The sequence below is a fragment of the Hydrogenimonas sp. genome (genome assembly GCF_029933015.1).
Classification (GTDB): domain Bacteria; phylum Campylobacterota; class Campylobacteria; order Campylobacterales; family Hydrogenimonadaceae; genus Hydrogenimonas.
In genome coordinates this window covers 1-18,106 of sequence record NZ_JAOZOZ010000024.1, presented here as the reverse complement: position 1 = coordinate 18,106, position 18,106 = coordinate 1, and the positions used below count along the sequence as shown (strand labels likewise).

General features: G+C 57.3%; 21 protein-coding genes and 1 tRNA gene. 17 read left to right on the top strand and 5 right to left on the bottom strand.

The features are described 5' to 3' along the window. The first annotated feature begins 151 nt into the window (after positions 1-151). Together Q1K23_RS03145 and Q1K23_RS03140 are read left to right on the top strand one after the other, a co-directional pair. Complete coding sequence (locus tag Q1K23_RS03145) at positions 152-430, top strand: RNA-binding protein (RefSeq protein WP_300362267.1); 279 nt, start codon at positions 152-154, stop codon at positions 428-430. A gap of 193 nt (positions 431-623) precedes the next feature. Further along, positions 624-1,124 carry a hypothetical protein gene (locus tag Q1K23_RS03140; protein WP_300362265.1) on the top strand — a complete coding sequence of 167 codons (501 nt, stop codon included), beginning with the start codon at positions 624-626 and terminating at the stop codon, positions 1,122-1,124. Between the two features lie 33 nt (positions 1,125-1,157). Here Q1K23_RS03140 and Q1K23_RS03135 read toward each other — a convergent pair whose 3' ends face one another. The 3 genes from Q1K23_RS03135 to Q1K23_RS03125 form a co-directional block, all read right to left on the bottom strand. Then, the gene (locus tag Q1K23_RS03135) at positions 1,158-1,580 is read right to left on the bottom strand and encodes a c-type cytochrome (RefSeq protein ID WP_300362262.1); all 423 of its coding nucleotides are present in this window, start codon (positions 1,578-1,580) and stop codon (positions 1,158-1,160) included. Between the two features lie 84 nt (positions 1,581-1,664). After that, positions 1,665-2,537 (bottom strand): signal peptide peptidase SppA, encoded by an 873-nt coding sequence (gene sppA / locus Q1K23_RS03130; RefSeq protein WP_300362260.1) that lies wholly within the window; start codon positions 2,535-2,537, stop codon positions 1,665-1,667. Then, on the bottom strand, positions 2,530-3,744 hold the full coding sequence (locus Q1K23_RS03125; RefSeq protein ID WP_300362258.1) for a metal-dependent hydrolase: 1,215 nt from the start codon (positions 3,742-3,744) through the stop codon (positions 2,530-2,532). The genes sppA and Q1K23_RS03125 overlap by 8 nt, the downstream gene beginning before the upstream one ends. 148 nt (positions 3,745-3,892) lie before the next feature. Here Q1K23_RS03125 and aroQ point away from each other — a divergent pair, with 148 nt between their 5' ends. The 11 genes from aroQ to Q1K23_RS03070 all read left to right on the top strand — a co-directional run bounded on the left by aroQ (position 3,893) and on the right by Q1K23_RS03070 (position 12,369). Continuing rightward, positions 3,893-4,375 (top strand): type II 3-dehydroquinate dehydratase, encoded by a 483-nt coding sequence (gene aroQ, locus Q1K23_RS03120; RefSeq protein ID WP_300362256.1) that lies wholly within the window; start codon positions 3,893-3,895, stop codon positions 4,373-4,375. 2 nt (positions 4,376-4,377) lie between these two features. Continuing rightward, positions 4,378-5,400, top strand: coding sequence for an aminopeptidase P family protein (locus Q1K23_RS03115; protein WP_300362254.1), 1,023 nt, complete (start codon positions 4,378-4,380; stop codon positions 5,398-5,400). Beyond that, positions 5,397-5,885, top strand: coding sequence for a 2-amino-4-hydroxy-6-hydroxymethyldihydropteridine diphosphokinase (folK, locus tag Q1K23_RS03110; protein WP_300362251.1), 489 nt, complete (start codon positions 5,397-5,399; stop codon positions 5,883-5,885). Before Q1K23_RS03115 ends, folK begins: the two co-directional genes overlap by 4 nt. Beyond that, the gene (flhF, locus tag Q1K23_RS03105) at positions 5,882-7,189 is read left to right on the top strand and encodes a flagellar biosynthesis protein FlhF (protein ID WP_300362249.1); all 1,308 of its coding nucleotides are present in this window, start codon (positions 5,882-5,884) and stop codon (positions 7,187-7,189) included. The genes folK and flhF overlap by 4 nt, the downstream gene beginning before the upstream one ends. After that, positions 7,186-8,055, top strand: coding sequence for a MinD/ParA family protein (locus Q1K23_RS03100; RefSeq protein ID WP_300362247.1), 870 nt, complete (start codon positions 7,186-7,188; stop codon positions 8,053-8,055). The genes flhF and Q1K23_RS03100 overlap by 4 nt, the downstream gene beginning before the upstream one ends. A 133-nt stretch (positions 8,056-8,188) precedes the next feature. Beyond that, positions 8,189-8,455 (top strand): hypothetical protein, encoded by a 267-nt coding sequence (locus tag Q1K23_RS03095; protein ID WP_300362244.1) that lies wholly within the window; start codon positions 8,189-8,191, stop codon positions 8,453-8,455. Next, positions 8,452-9,132: an RNA polymerase sigma factor FliA gene (locus Q1K23_RS03090; protein WP_300362241.1), complete on the top strand. Its 681-nt coding sequence runs from the start codon at positions 8,452-8,454 to the stop codon at positions 9,130-9,132. The genes Q1K23_RS03095 and Q1K23_RS03090 overlap by 4 nt, the downstream gene beginning before the upstream one ends. Positions 9,133-9,136: 4 nt before the next feature. After that, entirely contained in the window at positions 9,137-10,216 is a 1,080-nt protein-coding gene (gene fliM / locus Q1K23_RS03085; protein WP_300362239.1) for a flagellar motor switch protein FliM, read from the top strand. Beyond that, complete coding sequence (fliY, locus tag Q1K23_RS03080) at positions 10,209-11,084, top strand: flagellar motor switch protein FliY (RefSeq protein WP_300362236.1); 876 nt, start codon at positions 10,209-10,211, stop codon at positions 11,082-11,084. Before fliM ends, fliY begins: the two co-directional genes overlap by 8 nt. 130 nt (positions 11,085-11,214) lie before the next feature. After that, on the top strand, positions 11,215-12,246 hold the full coding sequence (mnmA, locus tag Q1K23_RS03075; RefSeq protein WP_300362234.1) for a tRNA 2-thiouridine(34) synthase MnmA: 1,032 nt from the start codon (positions 11,215-11,217) through the stop codon (positions 12,244-12,246). Positions 12,247-12,291: 45 nt separating this feature from the next. Continuing rightward, positions 12,292-12,369: transfer RNA gene (locus Q1K23_RS03070), tRNA-Pro, on the top strand. Positions 12,370-12,573: 204 nt separating this feature from the next. Here the strand turns inward: Q1K23_RS03070 and Q1K23_RS03065 are convergent. Beyond that, positions 12,574-12,915 (bottom strand): DUF2853 family protein, encoded by a 342-nt coding sequence (locus Q1K23_RS03065; protein ID WP_300362231.1) that lies wholly within the window; start codon positions 12,913-12,915, stop codon positions 12,574-12,576. 143 nt (positions 12,916-13,058) lie between these two features. Between Q1K23_RS03065 and Q1K23_RS03060 the strand changes: the two genes are divergently transcribed. The 4 genes from Q1K23_RS03060 (at position 13,059) to Q1K23_RS03045 (ending at position 16,939) form a co-directional block, all read left to right on the top strand. After that, positions 13,059-13,988, top strand: a complete 930-nt coding sequence (locus tag Q1K23_RS03060) for a ribose-phosphate pyrophosphokinase (RefSeq protein ID WP_300362229.1) — start codon at positions 13,059-13,061, stop codon at positions 13,986-13,988. A 65-nt stretch (positions 13,989-14,053) separates the two neighbouring features. After that, positions 14,054-15,847 (top strand): translation elongation factor 4, encoded by a 1,794-nt coding sequence (gene lepA / locus Q1K23_RS03055; RefSeq protein ID WP_300362226.1) that lies wholly within the window; start codon positions 14,054-14,056, stop codon positions 15,845-15,847. Positions 15,848-15,950: 103 nt separating this feature from the next. After that, positions 15,951-16,514 carry a ComF family protein gene (locus tag Q1K23_RS03050; protein ID WP_300362224.1) on the top strand — a complete coding sequence of 188 codons (564 nt, stop codon included), beginning with the start codon at positions 15,951-15,953 and terminating at the stop codon, positions 16,512-16,514. 89 nt (positions 16,515-16,603) lie between these two features. Then, positions 16,604-16,939: a hypothetical protein gene (locus tag Q1K23_RS03045; RefSeq protein ID WP_300362222.1), complete on the top strand. Its 336-nt coding sequence runs from the start codon at positions 16,604-16,606 to the stop codon at positions 16,937-16,939. Between the two features lie 6 nt (positions 16,940-16,945). Here Q1K23_RS03045 and Q1K23_RS03040 read toward each other — a convergent pair. Next, on the bottom strand, positions 16,946-18,106 hold a 1,161-nt coding region (locus Q1K23_RS03040), incomplete at its 5' end, for an MFS transporter (protein ID WP_300362220.1).

Below are 18,106 nucleotides of genomic sequence, written 5' to 3'. Positions count from 1 at the left end.
TGCGACCTTTCGCTACATGTTTTCATAAAAACTCCAAAATTCTTCCCACTGCCATTCCTGTAATCTGGATTATGTTATAGTGTTTCGTCCGTTTTATAAAAAATATTGAATTTTTTGTAATTCGGAAGAGTTTTTTATTTGGAGAAGTAGAATGAATATCTACGTGGGCAACCTGTCTTACAGAATGGACGATGGTGAACTGAAAGAAGTTTTCGAACAGTATGGCGAAGTAAGCAGCGCGCGTATCATCAGCGATAGAGAGACCGGCCGCTCGAAAGGGTTCGGTTTCGTCGAAATGCCGGACGACAATGCGGCCAACGAAGCGATCGAAGCCCTCAACGGCAAGGAAGTGGGAGGCCGAAATCTTCGTGTCAACGAAGCGCGTCCCCGCGAACCCCGACAGCCCCGAGGCGATTTCAACCGATTTTGATCTTCAGGGGGGCCATCGCGCCCCTCTTCTCCCCCCTCTATTCCACTTTCTTTCGTTTTTTCCGATACCTCGATTCACAGTTTTTGGGTTATAATGGGCATACAACCAAAACAAGGGAGTCACTATGAGGAAAAAGAGTTTCTTAACGGTCGCTGCAGCACTCCTGCTGAGTGCAGGATCTCTCCATGCGGCGGTGAACGAAACCGCACCCAGGATGCCCTCCAGGGTCATCTCTGCAAGCAGTGAGTACATGATGGAGGTGGAAGATGTCGATTACAAGAGCGGTGAATTGATACTCAAAGGGAAAAAGCGCATGAAGCTGCATGTCGACAAACAGCTTCACAACCTCAAAAAGATCCATCCCGGAGACTGGCTGGTCGTGACGATCTACGAAGAGGCGGTGATCGAAGGGATCAGAGGGGGCGTACCGAGCGCTTCGGTAGCGCAGGAGATGGTGGCAGGCCCAAAAACGGGTGTTCCCACCCTCAAGGCGGTCGAAGTGACCCGCCTGGTTGCCAAAGTCGTCGACATCGACTACAAAAAGCGGCTCATCACGTTGGAGGGCCCGACGGGCGAGCGGCGCACCGTGCATGTCAAAGAGGATGTGGCCCATCTGGAAAATCTGAAAAAGGGAGACAGTGTCACGGCGACGATCACCCGGACGGTATTGATGAAAATCAGAAAGATGGATTGAGGCCATGCCCGCTGCGGGGCATGGAGAGAGGGGTCACTCCGAGCCGGGGCCGAAGGTGTTGTAGATGTACTCGGCCATCGCCTCGTCGGAGATCTTTCCTTCACGCTTTTCGATCTCCTCGAGATTTTTGCGCATGGCGGCATGGGTCGATTCGCTGTCGAAATCACCGTTTCTGATCTCGTCGAGCTTTTTGAGAAGCTCCTCTTTGCTCAGTCCGTTGAGCGGAGGACCATAGACGTTCGCGCTCTCTTCGGAGACGATCCCTTTGGCATCCGCCTCACGGGGATCGACACCCGGAGCGGGTGTGATTTTCGGTACGCCGTTGGCTTTGTCGCCGTGGCAGTTGGCGCATCTGTTCTTGTAGACACTCGCCGCATCTTTTACATGGGTGGACGCACCCAGTGTCATTGTACCCGCCGTAACCAGAGCGATGGCCAACAATCCAATTTTTTTCATGAAACCACTCCTTTTTTATAAAAAGTATTTAATCATAGCCGGTTTCATATTAAATCTCTCTTTCAGTTGAAATATAAGTCTATCTTAACGTACGATCCATCCCCGCAACTGACTCGCGAAAGTTCTGGCCGACTGTTCGGCGAGGTTTTCGATGTACTGCTCCCATCTGCTCTTCTCTTTCCATCGTGCCTCTTTGACGCCGCTGAGGGTCTTGGTCAGCGCTTTGGCGTCTTCGAGAGATCCCACCTGATCGATCAGGCCGACCTTCTGGGCTTTGGAGGCGATGAAGATCCGGGCGTCGGCGAAGGTTTCGGGGTGGGTGGGGTCGAGGTGTCTCGCGCTGGCCACATCTTTGACGAACATATGGTAGATGTCCAGCACATGGGTTTCGATCTCTCTGCGCTCCTCGGGTGTCCACTCCCTGAAAGGCGTGCCCGCCTCTTTGTATTTTCCCGCTTTGACCACCTGGGGCTTGACGCCGAGCTTGTCGATGAGACCTTTGATGTTCATCCCCTCCATGATGACGCCGATCGACCCGATCGTGGCGGCCGGGTTGGCGACGATTCTGCTGGCCCAGATCGAAGCGTAGTAGCTGCCGCTGGCCATCGTTCCCGCCGCGTAGGCGACGACCGGCTTTTGGGCCTTGAGGCGCTTGATGGCGAGCGCGATCTCCACGGAGGGGGCTACGGCGCCGCCGGGGGAGTCGACGAGAAAGAGAACCCCTTTGATATCCTCCTCCTCTTTCAGCGCTTCGATCTCTTTGACGATCTTCTCCGCGTCCATGATGGGACCGGCCAGTGTCAGGGTGGCCAGGTTGGGCGGTTTGACCGATTCGGTGCTGGCGGGGGCCAGGATCAGCAGAAGGATCAGAATGAAAAGCAGCGATTTGAAATACTTCTGGATAAAGTCGAGGGTGGCCGTGATGGGCAGAAAGAGTTTTTTGAAAAAGTCAGACATACTGTTTTCCTCCGATGTAGAGTCGATCGACGGACCGCGTGTGCAGGATAAGCTGTGTCGCCACGCTCTTTCCGTTTTCCGGCGCGTCCGGCAGGGCGACGGTGACGAGGTCGGCACAGCGGCCGGCCTCGATGCGTCCGACAGAGAGGCCCAGGGCGTCGGCCGCCCGGGATGTGACGGCACGAAGCAGATCGGCGGCGAAGAGATCGAGCGGCGCCTGGTGGTGGAGCATCAGCGCCGCGCGCATCTCGTCCCAGAGGTTCAGCGACGTGTTGGAGCTGAGGCCGTCGGTCCCCAGCAGCCAGGGTATCCCCTTTTTTCTGACGCTCTCTATGGCGAGTCTGCCGCACCCCAGCAGGCGGTTGGACCGGGGGCAGTGGGTGATGACGTGGCCCGCCTCGGCGATCCTCTCCAGCAGCTTTTCGTCGGCCTGGACCGCATGGGTCAACAGGGTTTTCCTGCCGTCGAGGAGTTCGAGAAAAGCTTCGGGATGGCACAGCGGACTGCTCTGGCCCAGATAGCTTTCGAAGAAGAACCGGAAGGGCCCTTTGCCCTCCATGAGCCACTCCTTTTCGGCGGGCGACTCCATGAAGTGGGCCGTCAGAGGCTTTCCTTCGGTCTCTTCGAGGATCTTTCTCATCAGGACGGGATGGACCGAGTAGGGGGCGTGGATCGCGACGGCGGGAACGAACCGTTCGGAAGCCGCTTTTTCGCTCTCTTCGAGGCGCTGCATGAAGTCGCTGTAGAGGGCGTCGACGGCGGCGGGCTGGGAACCGATCGCTTCGTTGAAATAGACGACGCGCTGAGGTGCGGCCCGGCACGCGGTAAGCTCCTTTCCGTAGCTGCTGACGGCGCCGAAACAGGTGGTGCCGGAGTGGAGCATCTCTTCGATCTGGCGTTTGTAGCAGGCGGCGTGGCAGGCGTCGATCAGTTCGTCCCGGTGGGCGATGACGCTCTGCAGCCACGCCATGAAGTCCCCGTATTTCAGATGGGTCGTGTTGGCCCCGAACTCCAGATGCACATGGGGGTTGACGAGTCCGGGCAGCAGTACCTCCCCGCTTCCGAGCCGAAGGATGTCGGCATCGGGATAGCGGGTCTCGAGAATCTCGAACGGGCCTGTCTCGAGGATCTTTTCGTCGAATGCGACGGCCAGGTTTTCCAGCACCTTTTCGCCGTCGAAGAGCCACCGTGCGGCTATGATGGTCACATACGCTCCTTTGTGTGGGATGGTCCGGCCGACGGGAGCCGCCGGGGGATCTTCCGACGCTTCGCCGCCCATCTTTCACCACATTTAGCCAAGATTATGACAAAACTAGATAAAATCTCTCATTAAAAATCGTTTTAAAGGAAAAGAGATGAAAATCATGGTGATCCAGGGACCCAACCTCAATATGCTGGGGGTCCGGGAACAGAACGTCTACGGACCGATGAAGCTGGAGCAGATCCACGAGCAGATGCGGGCGTTCGCCCAGCAAAACGGTGTGGAGATCGAGTTTTTCCAGAGCAACCTCGAGGGGGAGCTGGTGGACAAGATCCAGGAGTGTCTGGGTGACGCCGACGGCATCATCATCAACCCGGCGGCATATACCCACACCTCCATCGCCATCCGCGACGCGGTGGCGGCGGTGGCCATCCCCACGGTGGAAGTCCACATCTCCAACATCCACGCGCGGGAGGAGTTCCGCCACAAGAGTCTCATCGCGCCGGTCTGCGCGGGTCAGATCAGCGGTTTCGGCCCCTTCAGCTACCATCTCGCGATGGTCGCGATGATGCAGATCCTCAACGAGATCAAGGCGATGAAAGAGATGCAGAAACAGCAGCAGGCGCAGCAGGGCTGACGATGAACTACATTCTCCGGGACGAAAACGCCATCTACTACGAGTGCGGCTACAGCAGCGACAACGCCCTCTACCTTCGTCTCGGAAGCGAAGCGTGGCTCATCACCGACAGCCGCTACACCGTCGAAGCCAAAGAGCAGGTCCGCGGCGCATCCGTCGTGGAAGCCTCCGACCTCTTCAAAGCGGCCCGCTCCTTTCTGCGGGGCCGCGGCGTGAAACGGGTCGTTTTTGATCCGAAAGATTGGAGCGTCCAGGCGCTGAAGATGCTGGAGGAGAAGCTCCCCCACGTCCATTTCGCGCCCATGCCCGATTTTTCGCATCAGAAACGGATGATCAAGAGCGGGGAGGAGATCGCCCTGCTCAAAAGAGCGGCCGAGCTCGGAAGGGAAGGGTTCGATATCTTCGCGCGCTATCTCAACCTTTCGGGACTCGACAAGCGGGAAAAGCGGCTCCATTTCGAAATGAAATCGGCCATGAGCCACTACGGCGAATACGATCTGAGTTTCGATCCGATCGTGGCGATCAACGCCAACGCCGCCAAACCCCACGCCCTGCCGACCGACGTCGTCATGAAAAAGGGCGATCTGCTTCTGGTGGACGCGGGACTCAAGTACCGGCGCTACTGCTCCGACAGGACGCGCACCGTCTTCGTGAAAGAGGGGGTCGATTTCGGTGACGATCAGAGGTTCGCTTCGCCTAAGATCCAGAAAGCCTACGATCTGGTACGCAAAGCCCACGACACGGCCATCGAAAAGGCGCGCAGCGGCATGACCGGGGCGCAGATCGACCGGCTGGCCCGGGAGGTGATCGAAGATGCCGGTATGGGGAAATATTTCGTCCACTCCACGGGGCACGGTGTGGGGCTCGATATCCACGAAATGCCCTACATCTCGGCACGCGGACGGACCGTCGTCGAAGACGGCATGGTCTTCACGATCGAGCCGGGCCTCTATTTTCCCGGAGAGTTCGGCATCCGGATCGAGGATATGGTGGTCATGCGCGACGGGAGGGCGGAAATATTGTGACAAAACCGATGAAAGAGGGACTTTCGCTGCTTTCGTCGAAGCGGTTTCCGGGGCGCTTCGGGAGTGGGGGGTACCGCCACGAAGCCATCGTCGGCGTGGGGGGCAATCTCGGCGACGTGGTGAAGCGGTTCGACAGGGTCGTGGACTATCTGCGGCGCGGCGGTCTGGTCAGGGTGGCGGAGACCTCCGTGATTTTGAAGAACCCGCCTTTCGGCTACGCCGACCAGCCCGATTTTTTCAACGCGACCATGCGGATAGAGACCGATCTCTCCCCTCTGAAACTGCTGCGCTATCTGCTGTGGGTCGAAAAGCGTTTCGGAAGGAGGCGCAGTTTCAAAAACGCCCCGAGAACGCTCGATTTGGATATAATATTTTATGATCGTTTGCGTTTGAGGACATGGAGGCTTCAGCTGCCGCATCCCCATTTCCATACACGTGAATCGGTGATGATTCCCCTGATGTTCATGAAGGAAGAGAATAGATGAAATTGATGACCTTCACGGCACCGACACCGGCCCAGGCGCTCAAGGCGGCCCAGAAGGAGTGCGGTGAGGACGCCCTCGTCGTCAGCACCAAGCAGATCCGCAAAAAGACGCTCTCCCAGCCGGCCCTCTACGAAGTGGTCGTCGCCATCGAGGATACGCCTCCGAAGAAAACCCCTGCGAAAGAAGCGGCCACCGCCGGCGGGTCGAAAAGGAGGATGGACGAGAAGATGATGGAAAATCCCGAAGAGGTGCTGGTCAACATCTCCGAAGCGGCCCGCCAGATCTCCGAAATCGCCAATGTGACCCGGCCCGAACCCTCCCGGAAAGCGAAGTTCGAGATCAAGGAGGAGCCGGTCACGACGGAGGATGCGAAAAAGGAGATGGAGGAGCTCAAGGCGATCAAAAGCGAACTCTTCAAACTGGCCGACAAAGTGAAGCTGATCCAGAACATGGTCTGGGAGGAGAAGAAACCCCTCTCCGGTTCGATACCTCCGGAGTTCGCCGAGATCTACCGGATCGCCAAAGCCAGCGGCATGGATAGCGTGCATCTGGACGAGATCATGCGGCTGACGCTCGAGCACATGCCGCTGCAGATGCGGATGTCCTCCAAGACGGTGCGCCGCTATTTCAGGACGCTGCTGCGCAAGATGGTGCCTGTGCGTCTCGAGCAGGACCTGGTCCCGCCCCAGAAGAAGATCATGATGCTGGTGGGTCCCACGGGGGTGGGCAAGACGACGACGCTGGCGAAACTGGCGGCGCGCTACGCCTATCTGATGGAAAAGAAGTACAAGGTCGGCATCATCACCCTCGACACCTACCGTATCGGCGCCGTGGAGCAGCTGATGCAGTACGCGAAGATGATGCGCATCGGCATCGAGGCGGTCGTCGACCCGCCGGAGTTCATCACGGCGCTCCAGACACTGCAGCATATGGATATCATCCTGATCGACACGGTCGGAAGCAGTCAGTACGACAAGGAGAAGATCGAGAAACTGCAGCAGTTCCTGGCGTCGAACAACGAAGTGGGCATCGATGTCAATCTCGTCATGGGGGCGCCGACGAAACTGGAGGATCTGCGGGCGATCTACCGCAACTTCTCGCCCCTGGGGATCGATACGCTGATCTTCACGAAACTGGACGAGACGCGGGGATTCGGCAACATCTTCTCGCTGGTCTACGAGACCGAAAAACCGATCAGCTATCTTTCGGTGGGCCAGGAGGTTCCCGACGATCTGATGTGTGCCGACAGCGACTATCTTGTAGAGTCTCTGATGGAAGGCAGAGCGAAAAAGGGCGGAGCATGAGTACGCAGGCCAAAGGACTCGAAGCGCTGGTGGACAGCCGCCAGCCCAACGGCGGTTCGACACGTGTCGTCGCCATCACGAGCGGGAAGGGGGGTGTGGGCAAAAGCACCCTGAGTGCCAACATCGCCTATGTCCTCTCCCAAAAGGGTTTCAAAGTGGGCATCATGGATGCCGATATCGGCCTGGCGAATCTGGACGTGATGTTCAACGTCCGGGCGGAAAAGAACATTCTCCACGTGCTCAAAGGGGAGGCGACCTTCGAGGAGATCATCGTGCCTCTGGAGGAGAATCTCTGGCTCATCCCCGGCGAGAGCGGGGACGAGATCCTGAAGTTTTCCGACGCCACGATCGTCAGCCGTTTCCTCGACGAGGCCCAGACGCTGGAGAATCTCGATTTTCTGATCATCGATACGGGAGCGGGGATCGGCGACACGATCCAGATGTTTCTCAGAGCGGCCGACGACGTCATCGTCGTGACGGTGCCCGATCCGGCGGCCATCACCGACGCCTACGCGATGGTCAAGGTGATCAGCAAGATAAGAGACCGTATCAAGATGGTCGTCAACCAGGTGAAAAACGCCAAGGAGGGGCAGAAGATCTTCGATACGATCCAGAAAGTGGCCTCCGGTAATATCGGCGGGGAGCTGGAGCTGGAGCTTCTGGGTACGGTACGCAGCGACGCCTATGTGGCCCGAAGTGTCAAGCAGCGTGTCCTGGTCTGCAAAGAACTCGCCAATATCGGTCCGGCGGGGGATATCGAAGCGGTCGCGACACAACTGGGAAGCAAAAAGGAACACAAAATGCTTGAAGGCCAGAAAGAGAGCGGTATCGGGACCTTCTTCAAGAGACTGCTGGGACAATTCTGACGATGCGGACCGGATCGGACTTTATCCGTAGGAACGATCGGGTTTGGTATAATGAGGTAATAGAATGCGAGAAGAGAATTTTATCGCTTTTTGGCTGGTATTCGGGTTTTTCATCGGCCTGATGGTTGGATTCATGACGCAGAGCGATCCTTTCGACATCCTCTCCGTCGTCGCTCTTTCGACCCTCTTCTTCTACCTGATGGCCCATATCAGCGTCGCATTGTATATCCGGTTTATGGAATTCGGCAAAGTACATTTCGAGAAAGAGGCTTATGACAGAAAACTCGACTATTTCTACAACCAACTGCTGCAGCGAGAAGTGGAACTCGATGCGAACCAGGCATTTTTTTCAAAAGACGACAATCCGATGAGAGCAAGAAAAGAGAGTAGAAGAGCATGATGGTCAAAGGTTACGACGACCAGATCCGCCACTATCAGGACGAACTCGCGGTCCAGTATCTTCCCGCGGTCAAAGCGATGGCGTACCGTCTCAAAGAGCGCCTGCCGCGTTCGATCGAGTTCGACGATCTGGTCAGCATCGGTGCCGAAGAACTGATCAAGCTGGCGCGCCGCTACGACAAGAACCAGAACGACTCCTTCTGGGGATACGGCAAAACCCGGGTCTACGGGGCGATGCTCGACTATCTGAGGTCCCTGGACATCGTCAGCCGCGCCAACCGCAAGCTGATCAAGATGATCGACGAGATCATCTCGCAGTATATGGACGAGCACGGTGTGGAGCCCGAAAACGCCTACATCGCCGAGATTCTCCACGAGGATGAACAGAAGATCAAGGAGGCGCGCCGGGTCGCGGCGATCTACAACGTCCTGCCGCTCGACGACCAGCTCGAGAGCGAGCAGAAGGACACCTTCTCCCAGATCGAGCAGGAGGAGCTGATCGAAAAGATCATGGAGGTCCTCTCGACGATGCCCAAGCGCGACCAGATGATCATGCAGATGTACTACTTCGAGGAGCTGACCTACAAGGAGATTTCCGAAATCCTCGACATCACGCCCTCGAGAATCTCCCAGGTGCACAAGCGTGTCATCACGAAAATCCGGGACAGCATAGGATAGCAAGATGGCAGACATACTCAGCCAGGAAGAGATCGACGCCCTCCTCGAAGCGGTCGAGGACGAAGGGACCCCCGAGGCGCTGGAGAGCGAAGAGGAGGTCTTCGACCAGCGCCAGATCACCCTCTACGACTTCAAGCGCCCCAACCGTGTCAGCAAGGAACAGCTGCGGGCGTTTCGGGGCATCCACGACAAGATGGCGCGATCCCTGGCTTCACAGATCTCTTCGGTGATGCGCTCCATCGTCGAGATCCAGCTGCACTCGGTGGATCAGATGACCTACGGCGAATTTCTGATGAGTCTGCCCAGCCCCACCAGTTTCAACGTCTTCTCGATGAAACCACTCGACGGCAGCGGCATCCTGGAGATCAACCCCTCCATCGCCTTTCCGATGGTCGACCGTCTGCTGGGCGGTACCGGCGAGCCCTACGAGACGACCCGGGAGTTCACCGATATCGAGCTGAACCTGATGGATTCGATCCTGCGGATCATCATGGGAACCCTCAAGGAGGCGTGGGCGCCGGTCATCGAGATCTACCCCAACGTCGAGTCGAAGGAGTCGAGTCCCAACGTCATCCAGATCGTCGCCCAGAACGAGATCGTCGTCATGGTCGTCATGGAGATCGTCATCGGCCACAGCAGCGGCATGATGAACATCTGCTATCCGGTCATCACCCTCGAATCGATCCTGAACAAGCTGGGAAGCCGCGACTTCATGCTCACTGAAACGAGTGCGAAAAAGAGCCGCAACAAGGAACTCAAAGCCCTGGTGGGCGGTGCACGGGTCAATGTCAGCGCATTTCTCGGCGATGCCGAACTGAGCCTCAAGGAGCTTCTGAGCCTCAAAAAGGGAGACATCGTCCGTCTCGATAGGCCCGCCGACGACACGGCGGTCATCAATGCCGACGGCAAGGATCGTTTCATCGGGAAGATCGGTCTGCGGCGTTTCAGGAAATCCCTGGAGGTGACGGAGCTGATCGTCGACGAAAAAGACGAAGTCAAAGAGATTCTGCAGGAGATCGAGCAGGAACGGATGCTGCGGCTGGCGAGAACGCTGAACGATGAAGAGGAGGTCGTCAATGGCTGAGTGGATCGGACTATTGGCCAGTGAGACGGCCGCGACGATCGAGGGACTGACGGGGCAGCGCCCCGAAGTGACCTTCAAGAACCGGGAGGAGATCACCGAATTTTCCAACATCATCGCGCCCATGGCGGTGGTGACGATCGGCGTGGAGGGCGATATGCACGGAAAGATGGCCGTCGTCATGTCGCCGACACTGGGAACGGCGCTGTCGGATATGATGCTCGGCGGCGAAGGGGAGAGCAAACCGACGATGGATGCCGACGATATGGATGCGGTCAAGGAGATCGTCTCCAACATCTTCGGTGCCCTTTCGACGGCGATGAAGGCACAGAAAGAGTTTCCCGATCTGACGTTCAACGTAGAGGATATCCGCTTTTTCCAGGAGGGTGAAGATATCGACCTGGACGGTTTCCACACACTTCTGGCCTACAACTTCTCCCTCGGAGCCGTCAACGGTATCTTCATGACGCTGCTGGACGAAAACCTCGTGGGACTGCTCGACAATGGGTCAAAAGCGACGGCCGCCGCGTCTCCTTCTTTGGACAGCGCTGCCGCCGCACCCGCGGACGAATGCGGTGAGCCCCTCGCCTCCATCGACGAGTCGGAGATGAAAAACATCGGCCTGATACTCGATGTCAAACTGCCGCTGCGCGTGAGAATCGGAAGCAAGAAGATGCTTCTGAAGGATGTCCTGTCGATGGATATCGGCTCGGTGATCGAGCTGGATCAGCTGGCCAACGACCCTCTCGAGATCCTGGTCGACGACAAGGTGATCGCCTACGGCGAAGTGGTGATCGTCGACGGCAACTTCGGTGTGCAGATCACCCATATCGGAACCAAGCGCGACCGCCTCGAAACCCTCAAATCCTGAAAACACTCCTCTGGGCCCGGCGCGGCGGGCCTTCCTCCGCCCGTTTGACGCCGCCTCTTGATTTTTCCATCGATTGACGGTATATTCAAAAAGATAAAAATGATAATAGCTATCAAACGTGGGTGAAACGATGAAGAAAAAAGTATTGGTAGGAATGAGCGGCGGCATCGATTCGACGGTGACCGCCAAACTGCTCAAAGATGCGGGATACGAAGTCGAAGGGGTCTATATGCGGCTCCACGACAAATCCGGGTATCATGAGGAGAACTTCGAACGGGTCAGGATAGTGGCCGACTATCTTGGCATCGAAGTATCGATGATCGACCTTTCGAAAGCCTTCGAAGAGGCGGTGTATGTTCCATTCATCGAGAGTTATCGGCAGGGTTTCACGCCCAATCCCTGTGCCGTCTGCAACCGTTTCATCAAATTCGGAAAGATGATGGAGTACGCCGACAGGATCGGGGCCGACTATCTGGCGACGGGGCACTATGTCCGTCACGACGGCACCCATCTTCTGGAAGCGAAAGACAAGAGCAAGGATCAGAGCTACTTCCTTTTCGATATCGACAAACGTATCATCCCCCGGCTTCTCTTTCCCCTCGGGGATTGGATGAAGGAGGACGTCAAAGCCTTCGCGGCCCAGATCGAGGCGCTGAAACACTTCGCGACACAGAAGGAGTCGAACGAAATCTGTTTCGTCGAGACCACCTACGTCGACGTACTGAAAGAGCACATGAACATCGATATGCCCGGAGAGGTTCTCGATACGGAAGGCAACGTCATCGGTCACCACAAAGGGTATATGCACTACACGATCGGCAAGCGGCGGGGATTTTTCGTCAGGGGTGCGCAGGTGCCCCACTACGTCAAGGAGATCCGGCCTGAGACGAACCAGATCGTCGTGACGACCCAGGATACACTGCTGGCGACGAAGATTTTCATCGAAAAGACCCATCTGATGGATGAAACGGCCTCTTTGGAGTGCCATGTCAAGATCCGCTACAGAACCAAACCGATCCGCTGCAAGGTCGAGATCGACAGCCAAAAGAGGGGAGTGATCCATCTGCAGGAGCCGGTCTACGGTGTCGCGGCTGGACAGGCGGCCGTCTTTTACGAAGGGGAAAAACTTTTGGGTGGGGGATGGATTACAGGCTCCGAATGAGCTCTTTTTAAGAAAAGTTCGAGTAAAATTCCAGTCTGCATTGCGCGGGGTGTAGCGCAGCCTGGTTAGCGCGCCTCGTTCGGGACGAGGAGGCCGGAGGTTCGAATCCTCTCACCCCGACCATCATCTACAATCCATCAAAATCCTGACAGAAGATATCGAAGATTTTTTGCCGTCTGCCGGTTCGCTTCGCAAACATCGGCATCGGCGTGCGGGGCTACGAAAGCGAAGCAGTTCGCTTTCGCTTGACGCCCCTCCGGTTCGAATCCTCTCACCCCGACCATCTTTCTCGAAATCCAGATATCTTACAAAATCCGAAATTTCAATTTACGCGTAAACGTCCTCTTTGCCGAACTTTTTGGCGAGCATGGCATAGAAGAGTGCGCGGTATTTGTTGCGGTTGGAACTTCCCATCGCTTCGCATACCTCTTTGATGGCGGCATCGAGTGTTTCGTCGCTCTCGCTCAGACCCAGTTTTTTCTTCAGAAAGTTTTCACGTACCCTCGCCAGCTCTTCGGGGTCTGAACAGGAGACCGATTCGGCGTCTGCGTTGTAGATGGAGGGTCCCAGTCCGCGGGTGACCTTTTCGACCAGTTCCGCACTCACGTCCAGTCCAAGTTTTTTGCACGATTCCGTGTATTTTTCGATCTTTTCGTCCAGTTTGCTCATGTGTTCTCCTTTGAATGTTGTGGTGTCAAATATTGTACCATATACTATTTCAAACACAAATTGTTATCATAGAAAATCGTAATAGATTCTTTTGGGAATTTTGGATATAATCGCACTAATTTTACATATAGAAGGTAGAGCCTATGCGCGGATACAAAATTTTTGCCGGAACGGCTTCGGAACCCTTTGCGGCGGAGATCAGCAAGTACCTCGACGCCCCCCTCAGCGGCGCCAATATCCGACGTTTCAGCGACGGTGAGATCGGGTGCCAGATCAGTGAAAGCGTCCGTGGCCGTGACGTCTTCATCGTCCAGTCCACCGGTGCGCCGGCCAACGACAACCTGATGGAACTGCTCATCATGACCGACGCTCTCAAACGCAGTTCGGCACGCTCCATCAACGCCGTCATTCCCTATTTCGGATATGCCAGACAGGATCGCAAAGCGGCACCGAGAGTTCCGATCACGGCGAAACTGGTAGCGAACCTGATCCAGACGGCTGGCATCGACCGGATCATCACGATGGACCTCCACGCGGGCCAGATCCAGGGCTTTTTCGACATTCCGGTCGACAACCTCTACGGAGCGATCCTCTTTATCAACCATATCAAATCGAAAAACCTGGACAATCTGATCGTCGCGAGCCCCGATATCGGCGGAGTGGCTCGGGCTAGATATTTCGCCAGCCGTCTGGGTGTCGAAATGGCCATCGTCGACAAACGGCGGGAAAAGGCGAACGAATCGGAAGTGATGAACATCATCGGCGAAGTCGAGGGGAAAAACATCGTTCTGGTGGACGATATGATCGATACGGCCGGCACGATCGTCAAGGGCGCCAAAGCGCTGAAAGAGCATGGCGCCAAAAGCGTCATCGCCTGCTGTACCCATCCGGTACTCAGCGGCCCGGCCTACGACCGCATCAGCGAAGGGGAACTCGACGAGCTGATCGTTTCCGATACCCTGCCGCTGAGAAAGTCGTGTGACAAGATCACGGTACTGCCCGCCGCACCGATTTTCGCCGAAGTGATCCGGCGTGTCTATCACAACGAAAGCGTCAATTCGCTTTTCATGTAAAAAAGAGGGGTGCAAAGCGTTCGTTTCCGCCCTTGAAACCATCGAATAATTCCGAAAAGGTATCCATGCAGGACAAAATACGCAACTTCTCCATCATCGCCCACATCGACCACGGCAAGAGTACACTGGCCGACCGTATCATCCAGGAGTGCGGCGCCGTCACCGAGCGGGAGCTCGGCACCCAGATGATGGACACGATGGACATCGAGCAGGAGCGGGGTATCACGATCAAGGCACAGAGCGTACGGCTCACCTACGTCAAAGACGGCGAGCCCTACATCCTCAACCTGATCGACACCCCCGGCCACGTCGACTTCAGCTACGAAGTGAGCAAGTCGCTCGCCTCCAGCGAAGGGGCGCTGCTGGTCGTCGACGCCAGCCAGGGGGTCGAAGCCCAGACCATCGCCAACGTCTACATCGCGCTGGAGAACGACCTGGAGATCATCCCCGTCATCAACAAGATCGACCTTCCCGCCGCCGATCCCGACCGGGTCGTCGAGGAGATCGAGCAGACCATCGGTCTGGACTGTTCCGGCGCCATCTACGCCAGCGCCAAAACGGGCGAGGGGATCATCGAACTGCTGGATGCCATCGTCGAGCGGGTGCCCGCCCCCAAAGGGGACGAAGAGGCGCCGACCAAGGCGATCATCTACGACAGCTGGTTCGACAACTATCTGGGGGCTCTGGCACTGGTGCGGGTCTTCGACGGCAGTATCAAAAAGGGACAGGAAGTGCTTATTATGGGTACCGGCAAAAAGCATCAGGTGCTCGACCTGAGCTATCCCCACCCCCTCAAGCCTTCCAAAACCAAAGAGATCAAAACGGGCGAAGTCGGCATCGTCGTCCTGGGGCTCAAGAACGTCAGCGACGTCGCCGTGGGCGACACGATCACCGATGCCAGGCATCCGACGGCCGAGCCGGTGGGCGGCTTCAAGGAGGCCAAACCTTTCGTCTTCGCCGGTCTCTACCCGATCGACACCGACAAGTTCGAAGAGCTCCGTGACGCCCTGGACAAACTGAAGCTCAACGACGCTTCCATCAGCTACGAGCCCGAAACCTCCGTGGCCCTGGGATTCGGTTTCCGTGTCGGGTTTCTGGGGATGCTGCACATGGAGGTGGTCAAGGAGCGGCTCGAGCGGGAGTTCGGCCTCGATCTGATCGCCACGGCACCCACCGTCGTCTACAAGGTCGAGCTCACCGACGGCAGTGTCGTCGAGGTGCAGAACCCCAGCGAGATGCCCGAACCGGTCAAGATCGCCAAGATCTACGAACCCTACGTCCGGGCCACGATCATCACTCCCACCGAGTTTCTTGGCAACATCATCACGATGATGGCCGACCGGCGCGGCGTGCAGGAGAAGATGGAGTATCTCAACGAGGATCGGGTGATGCTGGTCTACGCCGTGCCGATGAACGAGATCGTCGTCGACTTCTACGACAAGCTCAAAAGCGCCACCAAAGGGTACGCCAGCTTCGACTACGAGCCGATCGACTACCGCGAAGGGGATCTGGTGAAGCTCGACGTGCGGGTCGCCGGCGAAGTGGTGGACGCGCTGAGCATCATCGTGCCGCGCGAAAAGGCCCAATCCAGAGGCCGGGAGCTCGTGAAGACGATGAAAGAGCTGATCCCCCGCCAGCTCTTCGAAGTGGCGGTGCAGGCGAGCATCGGCAACAAGGTGATCGCCCGGGAGACCGTCAAGTCGATGGGCAAGAACGTCACCGCCAAATGCTACGGCGGCGACATCACCCGAAAACGCAAACTCCTCGAAAAGCAGAAAGAGGGGAAAAAGCGGATGAAAGCGATCGGCAAGGTACAGTTGCCTCAGGACGCCTTCCTGGCGGTGCTCAAGATCGACTGATTTTGGCGATAATCGGGAATCTGGAATCGGAAATCGGGAATGGGAAATGGATTGATCCAAAGCCGTCCCGTTCACTGTTCACCGTTTCCCGTTCACCCCTGACATGCGCTGCCTGAGCTGCCGTCGCTTCTCTGCCACTCTCGTCTGCCCCAAATGCAGGGAGCTCTATCTGCGTCCCTATCCCCGGATACGGCGGCTCGATACGGGGCTCGAAGTCCTCTCTTTCTACGCCTACGACGAGATCGAACCCTTTCTGCTGACCAAACATCTGCCCCATGGATGGTTCGTCTACCGCATTCTGGCGCGGGAGGCGTTCAGCGTCCTGGAGAAAGCGCAGGAGGGACTCGCCGCCATACCCGTCGACGACGACGCTTCGGGAGGATACAGCCACACGGCGCTTCTGGCCAGGGAGTTGAAACGGTACGGGTATCGTCCGCGGTTCGCATCGCTTCGTGCCAGAAACAGAGTCTCCTACGCCGGACAGCCTCTCGCTTTCAGGCTGGCGAATCCCAGAGACTTCCTCTACGAAGGTCCCAAAAAGATCCGGGCCGTACTGATCGACGATATCGTCACGTCGGGCCTGACGCTGCAGGAGGCACAGGGAGCGCTGCTTCGTGCCGGCGTTACGGTGCATTCCGCCATCGTTCTGGCCGACGCCGACCGGTGATAACCGATGTGAACATACACGATCGGTCCATGGAAATATGTTAGAATTCATCTCAAAAATACACCAAAACAATCAGGAAAGAAACAATGATGAAAAAGAGAGTGATATTGACGACACTTTTTGTCGCGGCCCTTCAGCTGCAGGCCGACAGGATTACGAGCACGGCGATCGCATGCCCCGACATGGAGGCTTTCAAAAAGATCAAAACCTACAGTGCCGATCAGGGCAACAAGGAGCTCTACATCATGCAGCAGGGTTGCGTCGTGCTGACCCCCAAAGAGAAGATCCACGTGCTCGATACCGAAAACATGCCCCACGGCATGTTCGTGCGCATTCAGCTGGAGCGGACCAACGAGATCCTCTATGTCAAGAAGAAGTACGTGAAGGTCGAGCAGAGCGGTAAAGGCAACGTCTTTAGGTTCTGAAACCTTTCAAACGGGCCGGCTTTTCAGCGCCGCCGCCGCGGCGACGAGAGAGAGGAGAGCGGCGACGAGAGCGAAGGCGCTCTGGGCGTCCGGTTCGGCCGATCTCTGCATGAGCGCGCCGACGGCGGCGCTTCCCAGGGCGGAGGCTCCCATCAGCAGGGCGCCCTGGAGGGCCGCTGCCACGCCGCTGTTGCTTCTGAACGCCGTAATGGAGGACTTCATCCCCACCGGCGCCATTCCCCCGAACAGTCCTGCGAAAATCCCCACGACGATCAGAAAACTCCACAACCCCTCGAGCCGGTGCGTTCCCAGCATGGCAAAGAGCAGGGCCACGATCAGAGCGGCCCCCGCACCGTAGCGGTAGACAGCCGTTCCGCCCCTTTTTTCGAAAAGCCGCGCACCCGCCCAGCGTCCTGCGAATAGCCCTATGACGATGACGATGTTGCTGACGCCGAAGGCGACGGGTCCCAGGCCGTACCGGCCCATCACGACATAGGGTGCGGCGGCGAGGAAAGCCCCCTGAATGGCGAAAAATGCTATCACCGGAAGCAGCACAAGGATGAAAGAGGAGGATGAGAGCATCGTGCCCAGCAGTTTCAGCGTGGCCGGGGCGTGGAGGGGTGTGCGGCTTCCTGGGGGATGGGTTTCGGGGATCTTCAGCAGCGTCGTGAGAAAGACGGCGGCGGTGAAGAGGACCAGAAACCAGAAATTGGCGCTCCACCCCAGCCAGTGGGTCAGCACTCCGCCGATCATCGGTGCGGCGACGAGAAAGAGACCTCCCAGCACCGCCAGCCATCCCATCAGCGTCACGACCCGCATGTCCGAGCAGGCGTCTCTGGCCATCGCCATCAGGGTCCCCGGAATCATGCTGGCACCGAAAGCCTGTACCGCACGTCCTGCCATCAGGGCTTCGTAACTGCCAGCCGTGGCACAGAGCGCCGAACCGGCGATGAAAAAGGCCATGCCCGACACGAGCACCGGTTTGCGCCCGTAGGCGTCGCTGAGCATCCCCGCCACGAGAATGAACGAGGCGAAGACGACGAAATAGACCGTCAGCGTGTCGCTCATCCGCTCGGGTGAGATACGCAGCTCCTCTCCGATCAGCGGCATCGCCGGCAGATAGATCGAGGCGCCGATGCGCACGATGGAGCCGATGAGAAGCACCAG

Excerpts from the sequence above, each read along its gene's own strand:
- Q1K23_RS03145 (WP_300362267.1), top strand. The coding sequence starts at position 152 with ATGAATATCTACGTGGGCAACCTGTCTTACAGAATGGACGATGGTGAA.
- Q1K23_RS03135 (WP_300362262.1), bottom strand. The coding sequence starts at position 1,580 with ATGAAAAAAATTGGATTGTTGGCCATCGCTCTGGTTACGGCGGGTACA.
- sppA (WP_300362260.1), bottom strand. The coding sequence starts at position 2,537 with ATGTCTGACTTTTTCAAAAAACTCTTTCTGCCCATCACGGCCACCCTC.
- aroQ (WP_300362256.1), top strand. The coding sequence starts at position 3,893 with ATGAAAATCATGGTGATCCAGGGACCCAACCTCAATATGCTGGGGGTC.
- Q1K23_RS03115 (WP_300362254.1), top strand. The coding sequence starts at position 4,378 with ATGAACTACATTCTCCGGGACGAAAACGCCATCTACTACGAGTGCGGC.
- flhF (WP_300362249.1), top strand. The coding sequence starts at position 5,882 with ATGAAATTGATGACCTTCACGGCACCGACACCGGCCCAGGCGCTCAAG.
- Q1K23_RS03100 (WP_300362247.1), top strand. The coding sequence starts at position 7,186 with ATGAGTACGCAGGCCAAAGGACTCGAAGCGCTGGTGGACAGCCGCCAG.
- Q1K23_RS03095 (WP_300362244.1), top strand. The coding sequence starts at position 8,189 with ATGACGCAGAGCGATCCTTTCGACATCCTCTCCGTCGTCGCTCTTTCG.
- Q1K23_RS03090 (WP_300362241.1), top strand. The coding sequence starts at position 8,452 with ATGATGGTCAAAGGTTACGACGACCAGATCCGCCACTATCAGGACGAA.
- fliM (WP_300362239.1), top strand. The coding sequence starts at position 9,137 with ATGGCAGACATACTCAGCCAGGAAGAGATCGACGCCCTCCTCGAAGCG.
- fliY (WP_300362236.1), top strand. The coding sequence starts at position 10,209 with ATGGCTGAGTGGATCGGACTATTGGCCAGTGAGACGGCCGCGACGATC.
- mnmA (WP_300362234.1), top strand. The coding sequence starts at position 11,215 with ATGAAGAAAAAAGTATTGGTAGGAATGAGCGGCGGCATCGATTCGACG.
- Q1K23_RS03065 (WP_300362231.1), bottom strand. The coding sequence starts at position 12,915 with ATGAGCAAACTGGACGAAAAGATCGAAAAATACACGGAATCGTGCAAA.
- Q1K23_RS03060 (WP_300362229.1), top strand. The coding sequence starts at position 13,059 with ATGCGCGGATACAAAATTTTTGCCGGAACGGCTTCGGAACCCTTTGCG.
- lepA (WP_300362226.1), top strand. The coding sequence starts at position 14,054 with ATGCAGGACAAAATACGCAACTTCTCCATCATCGCCCACATCGACCAC.
- Q1K23_RS03050 (WP_300362224.1), top strand. The coding sequence starts at position 15,951 with ATGCGCTGCCTGAGCTGCCGTCGCTTCTCTGCCACTCTCGTCTGCCCC.
- Q1K23_RS03045 (WP_300362222.1), top strand. The coding sequence starts at position 16,604 with ATGAAAAAGAGAGTGATATTGACGACACTTTTTGTCGCGGCCCTTCAG.